Source organism: Candidatus Symbiopectobacterium sp., from assembly GCF_020054415.1.
GTDB lineage: Bacteria > Pseudomonadota > Gammaproteobacteria > Enterobacterales > Enterobacteriaceae > Symbiopectobacterium.
The window spans coordinates 1-7,029 of sequence record NZ_JAHWCO010000171.1; the positions used below are offsets into that span (position 1 = coordinate 1).

Annotated in this window: 5 protein-coding genes and 2 tRNA genes; 6 read left to right on the forward strand and 1 reads right to left on the reverse strand. The window is 45.0% G+C overall.

Annotated features, from left to right (window positions below; genetic code table 11):
• Positions 1–182: hypothetical protein (locus QZ506_RS05140; protein ID WP_291969528.1), on the reverse strand; the 182-nt coding region annotated here is incomplete at its 3' end.
• 3,014 nt (positions 183–3,196) lie between these two features.
• Between QZ506_RS05140 and QZ506_RS05145 the strand changes: the two genes are divergently transcribed.
• The 6 genes from QZ506_RS05145 to luxS all read left to right on the forward strand — a co-directional run bounded on the left by QZ506_RS05145 (position 3,197) and on the right by luxS (position 6,886).
• Positions 3,197–3,289, forward strand: a tRNA-Ser gene (locus tag QZ506_RS05145).
• 8 nt (positions 3,290–3,297) lie between these two features.
• Positions 3,298–3,374: transfer RNA gene (locus QZ506_RS05150), tRNA-Arg, on the forward strand.
• 196 nt (positions 3,375–3,570) lie between these two features.
• A complete protein-coding gene (gene yqaB, locus QZ506_RS05155) occupies positions 3,571–4,137 on the forward strand; it encodes a fructose-1-phosphate/6-phosphogluconate phosphatase (protein ID WP_291969530.1) in 567 nt (188 codons plus the stop codon).
• Positions 4,134–4,562, forward strand: coding sequence for a YqaA family protein (locus QZ506_RS05160; protein ID WP_291969532.1), 429 nt, complete (start codon positions 4,134–4,136; stop codon positions 4,560–4,562). The genes yqaB and QZ506_RS05160 overlap by 4 nt, the downstream gene beginning before the upstream one ends.
• A gap of 79 nt (positions 4,563–4,641) precedes the next feature.
• Positions 4,642–6,201: a glutamate--cysteine ligase gene (gshA, locus tag QZ506_RS05165; RefSeq protein ID WP_291969534.1), complete on the forward strand. Its 1,560-nt coding sequence runs from the start codon at positions 4,642–4,644 to the stop codon at positions 6,199–6,201.
• A gap of 169 nt (positions 6,202–6,370) precedes the next feature.
• Complete coding sequence (luxS, locus tag QZ506_RS05170; protein WP_291969536.1) at positions 6,371–6,886, forward strand: S-ribosylhomocysteine lyase; 516 nt, start codon at positions 6,371–6,373, stop codon at positions 6,884–6,886.
• Positions 6,887–7,029: the final 143 nt, after the last annotated feature.

Genomic DNA, 7,029 nt, shown 5'->3' on the forward strand with positions numbered 1-7,029 from the left:
ACAGTCGCCATAATCTTTCCGGTCGAAGGAACGGTCTTCGCCTTTTTTGGCGCAGATTCCCCCTTGGTAACCCATTGTTTAGATTGTTCTTTGGTCTCAGGAGTGTAGTGATGTATCCATGTTTCATCCACAGTGACGAAACAAAGCTTAAAGTCCTGCAGATTCTTCTGGAACAGCTGCAACAAACCGTCCTTGCAACACTTCACACGATTTGAAAATCACTCGACTTCCTCTATTCAAACGAATGCCAAACACAAAGAAATAGATTGATCTGGCTGAAACTTGGTGTGTGTTCTTCCAAGAGATGCTACTAACTAAACATAACCTCGATACGCGCCAGTAGTGCTATCTCTCTGACTTTGCACGGACTTTTCAAACGACCCTCGTGAAGAGGTCGCCAAGAGATTTTTACTTTAAAAATAGGTCGCAGTTGCAAAAAGTTAAAGAAACACTGGACTAGAGTGTTTACACAAATGAAACAGTTTTGTAAAAATAGAGAAAAATGTTTTATAATCATCTTCTTTTAAGAATATTTCATGAATTAAGGTACAATTATTGACGGTTCTTTCCTTGATGGTATATAGAAAATACGTCAAGTTCTTGCATAAATATTGTTGATTATAGTGATTAGAGAAAAGTAAATGAGAAATACTAGCAGTAACCGCCTATATAAACCCATATATTTTTTAACTGAATGCAATAATTTAAAATAAATAAATTCATCAAGATAAAAATAATATTTATTTTACTAGACTCATTGCATTAGTTGCAGGACTTAATTTTGGAACAGAGAATCTCTATCAGTGAACCTGCAAATAGTGGAAAGTCCGCCGTACAGAACTACTAACTACAGGATTGGGCACAAATCCAACTCGACTTAATTTCTTTCCGCATTGCAGACATCATACTATCATTTCTCTTCTTCTGCAAATTCTTCTTTCATTTACACACCAATCCGTTTTAAAATAATATTTAAATAGGTTTTTTATTTATTTATTAATTAAATTTGTATGATTTTATTTTTATTCTTTAAATTAAATATAAAAACTAAAATAGTTAGCAAAACTTAATATTTACAAATAATTTATTTTTTACTTTTAATTTCATCGCACTCAGATCAAAATGCTACATAAACGCAATTCTTGGAGCATGTTCGATGTAACCTACAAATGCGTTCCTTCATTGCGAAATGCAGACATGGAGAGTGGGTAACTCGGGCGAGAGAGACGATCTACGGTACTGCGCATTCTTCTACCCAGATAGTAACACACATAGTTATGATACCCAGATAGTTATCTGCAACAGTATCTTTCGACTGTAAAAGATGCCATGGCCAACGTAGAACAATTACAATTACAATGAACGAAAGAAAAATTCGTAATATTCATCTAGTCTGATTTAAAAACTATTCCCCGTCTGCAAGATGTATTTTTAGATATTAACGTAGTTAATTATTTTATTTTCTCAAGTTTGATAATGTTGAAGTTACTCAGTATATTTAAGGAGGTTACTTCTCGGGGAGGAAAAACCAAGGCCGGTGAGCTTTACCCAAGAGTCGCTCTCCAGCATCAAGAGTCTGAATAAAAGGACAGTTCTGGAGGGCGAACTTTAGAGTGGGGGGAGCCACAATAGATCCAAAGGGGTCGCAGTGGCGTAGGCCTTGAGGCCGCCCTAGTTTAATCTATCTATCAGTATATTTCATATTTTAACGGATTATTTTATTTTTTAATTTTTTCAGCATTTATTTCTTTTTATTACAACTGATATTCCTACTCACCCAAACACCTTAATCACTACTTACGCTGATGACACTGCCATCCTCACAACGTGCCCCAATGGGTTCTTGCTCAACACTTCTATCCCCCACCTCGAACGCTACCTGGGTTTCTACTTAGGCAGTAGACTCACAAGGAACCTACTCACTAGACTTAATAGACTACAGCCAAAACAAAAGTTACGGACAACTAAGACGCCAGGTTGGACCTAACTCTAATCTAAGCACACCAAAAATGAACTAATCCTCTACAAGACGTTACTTAAATCCATCTGGACTTACAACTGTGGGACTCAGCTAAAACCTCCAATATCTCCCGCATCCCCAATCTTTCCAATCAAAAGTCCTCCGCCGTATTGTTAATGCTCCCTCTAAGCTCATTCTTTACAAAGACCTAAATATCCCCTTTGTCACCGAATTCATTCATTCATGATTCCTCAATATCCACAGAGGCCTATCCTTCCATCCTAATTCAACCGCTCGAACTCTTTCCTCTATATTTCCATACTCATAAGCCACCACGATGTCTAATACTACGTTGGCCTCGTGATCGCCTAACCTACACCTTTCCAGCAACTAAAATTCCCGTGAGGGTCAGCACTGACTGATTTCCCTTTTCCTGTGTCCGTACGGTTGCGGTGTGTGTCGGCTATGCCGGGCCGTTTTTCGCATCATGTTTTGTAGTTTACTCTCTGTCCATACTTAGCCTGATGTATGCGTTTTATACATTCCACACCACCCAAATTTATTAGTTCATTTATTAGATATTTTTTTTTTTTTGTGAATAACTGAAATATTTTATGTATATAACCCTTTTAAAACTCCTACTACATGCTATGAATTTCATATCTTGAAAGCAATAAAATTTTGATAGAATTCAATTTTGGCGCGCAATGTACGTCTTTGATCATTTTCTCCTATACTGAAAATAACGTGCATCGCGCGACTACTAAATTTTCTGAGACACTGTAATACTTGCTACATTTTGCTATTTTTCGAGTTGGTAATACTGTACTGGACTCTTAACTAAACACCGTTATTCAAATGTGAAATTAGTGCAATTACACAGAACTACCTTTTTTATTTAGCCGCACATATTAGATTTATAGCGGTATAATAAATTAAAACCTGGTCAGTACAATAATAGGCATCCGCCTCTTTTACAAGAAGTTATGCAATTAAGGGACACAGCCTAGTTTCCTATGATTGCGTTTTGTCACAGGCATCAATAGCCGTTAACGCTATTGATAAAATAGACTTTTCGCTGTGAATCTGTGCGTGTTGGGTGTGATTTGTTCAAACAACCAATAGTTAGGAAAAATTGTTTGACTTATAAGTCCGGGAAAGTAATATGTGCGCCACGCAGTACCGGTGAGCACGATGAAGGAAACATCATCATCGTGGTTCGAAGGTTAGCGTGTTGGTGAGGTGGCCGAGAGGCTGAAGGCGCTCCCCTGCTAAGGGAGTATGCGGTCAAAAGCTGCATCGAGGGTTCGAATCCCTCCCTCACCGCCATTTACTATGCATCCGTAGCTCAGCTGGATAGAGTACTCGGCTACGAACCGAGCGGTCGGAGGTTCGAATCCTCCCGGATGCACCATTCATCATGTTGTGAATCATAATATCCCATACTTTCCCTTTGATTTTATCCCCAGCGTTGCCTGAATGCTGCTAATCCACCCTTGCTAACCGCTTATACACCGATAGCCTTGCTTTTTGTGGTTTTATTGAACCAGCGATATCATTTTGACTTTGCGCTAAAGTAACGGCTCTTTTGCGCTATTCACGGAGTCACGATGTACGATCGTTATCAAGGTCTTATTTTTGATATGGATGGCACCACCCTCGATACTGAGCCCACACACCGCGCAGCCTGGCATAACATTCTGGGCAAGTACGGCATGACCTATGATGCTCAAGAAATGGTGGCGTACAATGGTGCTCCCATTGAGAAAATAGCAGCGGTGATCCTGGCCCGGCATAACGTGGATATGGACCCAAAGGCGCTGGCCACTGAAAAGCTGGCGCTGGTGGAAGAGATGCTGTTTGATACGGTTAAGCCGTTGCCCTTGATTGACGTGGTGAAAGCGTACCAGGGACGTCGACCTATGACGGTTGGCACCGGTAGCCCACGCCATCTGGCTGACAGGCTGCTACGTCATCTTGGCTTGCGCGACTACTTTGTTGGTATTGTCGGCGCGGAGGATGTACCGCATCATAAACCGTTTCCTGACACCTTCCTGCGCTGCGCCCAGCTCATGCAGGTAGAGCCTGAAACCTGCGTCGTATTTGAAGATGCGGATTTTGTCATTCAGGCAGCGCAGCGCGCAAACATGGCTGTTGTCGATGTGCGCACGCTGTGAATGCCTTCTGGGGACTGGTTTCTCTCTTCTGGAGTAGTTTTATCAGCGCGACATTATTACCTGGCAGCTCTGAAGTGCTGCTGGTCTATTTATTGGTGGCGAAGGTTACCGGCGCGGTGCCGCTGATTGTCGTGGCAACAATAGGCAATACACTGGGCGGTATGACCAATCTGGTGCTGGGGCGTATTCTGCCACGGTCAAAGCCGCGTACCGGCACGTTGACGGCGCTACGCTGGTTGCAGCGTTATGGTCCGGTGGCGCTTTTGTTGAGTTGGGTACCGGTTATTGGCGACGTGCTATGCGTGGCAGCGGGATGGCTGCGCATGCCGTGGTTGTACTCCACGCTTTTTATCTGTATCGGAAAAGCGCTGCGTTATATCGTGGTGGCCATCGTGGCATTACAAGGAATTACTTTGTGGTCATAGCGTGTAGCACTGTATTTTAGTAGAGATGATACGATTTCATTATGCGAATAATCATTACATCTAACAGCGGGAGGTCTATTTGATCCCGGATATATCACAAGCGTTGACCTGGCTTGAACATCACCCTGATGCGGTGAAGGGGATTAAACGCGGTATTGAACGCGAAACGTTACGCGTACAGCCCAATGGACATTTGGCACAGACAGGGCACCCTGAAAATTTAGGGGCGGCATTAACCCATCCCTGGATCACAACGGATTTCGCAGAATCCTTATTAGAATTTATTACGCCTGTAGATCGGGATGTCGAACACATGTTGGCACTCTTACAGGACATTCACCGCTATGTCGTGCGTAACATCGGTTCTGAGCGGTTATGGCCGTTTAGCATGCCGTGTTTTATTCCCGATGAGACAAATATCGAGCTGGCTCAGTACGGTACATCGAACGTTGGCCGGTTTAAAACGCTCTACCGTGAGGGGTTGAAAAACCGCTATGGCGCGTTGATGCAGACCATTTCCGGCGTGCATTACAACTTTTCACTGCCGCTGGCATTCTGGCAAGCGCGTGCAGGCGTCGCTGACGCTGAAAGTGGTAAGCAGGAGATATCCGCCGGTTATTTTCGTTTGATCCGTAACTACTACCGTTTCGGATGGGTGATTCCTTATGTGTTTGGCGCCTCGCCCGCGATCTGCTCTTCTTTTTTGCAGGGGCGTGAAACGGCATTGCCGTTTGAACGTGGCGAAAACGGGCTCTATTATCTTCCCTACGCGACCTCGTTGCGTTTGAGCGATCTGGGCTACACCAACAAATCACAGAGCAATCTGGGCATCACGTTTAATACGCTGGATGGATATGTGGCAGCGCTGAAGCGTGCGATCAAAACGCCGTCAGCGGAATATGCCGCGATGGGGGTTAAACAAGGCGATCGCTACTTGCAGCTCAATACCAACGTGTTGCAGATCGAAAATGAGCTGTATGCGCCGATCCGTCCTAAACGTGTAACTCGCAGTGGCGAAACGCCCTCTGATGCGCTGATGAGCGGTGGCATTGAGTATATTGAAGTACGCTCACTGGATATCAATCCCTTTACCCCGTCAGGGGTCAGCGCCGAGCAGGTGCGTTTCCTCGATCTGTTCCTGATCTGGTGCGCACTGGCTGATGCGCCGGAAATGGATAGCGCCGAACTGCAATGTACCCGTAAAAACTGGAACCGTATTATTCTGGAAGGGCGCAAACCGGGGTTGACCGTCGGTATGGGATGTGAAACGCGGCAGCAGCCATTGGCCGATGTCGGACATGCCTTGTTCCGCGATCTGCGGCGCGTGGCAGAAGTGCTGGATAGAGAACATGAACAGCCCTATTATCAGCAGGTCTGTGACGAGTTGAGCGTAGGGTTCGATAAGCCGGAAAATACGTTCTCCGGGCGTCTGTTGCCGCTATTGAAAGCGCAGGGCTGCGGTAATCTTGGCTTGACGTTGGCAGACCGCTATCGTGAGCAGCTCAGTCAAGAGCCTTTAGCGGTGTTGACGGAGGCGCAGTTTGTTGCCGAGAGTGAACGCGCCTGGCAAAAACAGCGCACGCTGGAAGCGCAAGATAGGCTGTCGTTCGAGGCCTATCTGGCAGCGACTCAGGCTTGAGCAAACACTATATAAAGAAAAGGCCACGGTATAAGCCGCGGCCGAAAAACATCTCTGATAAATAGGGATGATAATAAATGAGCGTCTTTCATAGAATCAGACTCGTTAGGAACCAAAAAGTTTCTTAGAAAGATGAAAAAATTCATTTTTTTTATGAGGAGGTGGCAACATGCCGTTATTAGATAGCTTCACCGTAGACCATACCCGCATGGCAGCACCGGCGGTTCGAGTGGCTAAAACCATGACAACCCCTCATGGCGACACCATTACCGTGTTCGACCTGCGTTTCTGTCGCCCGAATAAAGAGGTGATGCCGGAGCGCGGTATTCATACGCTGGAGCACCTGTTTGCCGGCTTCATGCGCAACCATCTCAACGGTGATGGCGTTGAAATTATCGATATTTCTCCGATGGGTTGCCGTACGGGATTCTACATGAGCCTGATTGGCACACCTGCAGAGCAACGCGTGGCTAAAGCCTGGAGCGCGGCGATGGAGGATGTGCTCAAAGTGACCGATCAAAGCAAAATCCCTGAGCTAAACGAGTTCCAGTGCGGCACCTATGAGATGCACTCTCTGGAAGAGGCTCAGGACATTGCACGCTATATTCTGGCGCATCCGATTGGCGTCAACCAGAACAACGATTTGGCGTTACCGAAGGATAAACTGGCAGAGTTGCATATCTAAAAGGCTTTGTTGAATAAATAGATTTTATGCTGGCAGCTCAGTGAAACGACGGATCATCGCAACGTAAAATCATGCAGTTAGGCCTCATGAGAAAAGTGTACACCTGAGATGACAAGCATTTTCAACCAAAACTGGCATGGAAA

Coding starts and splice junctions, on each gene's coding strand:
- luxS (WP_291969536.1), top strand. CDS start 6,371: ATGCCGTTATTAGATAGCTTCACCGTAGACCATACCCGCATGGCAGCA.
- yqaB (WP_291969530.1), top strand. CDS start 3,571: ATGTACGATCGTTATCAAGGTCTTATTTTTGATATGGATGGCACCACC.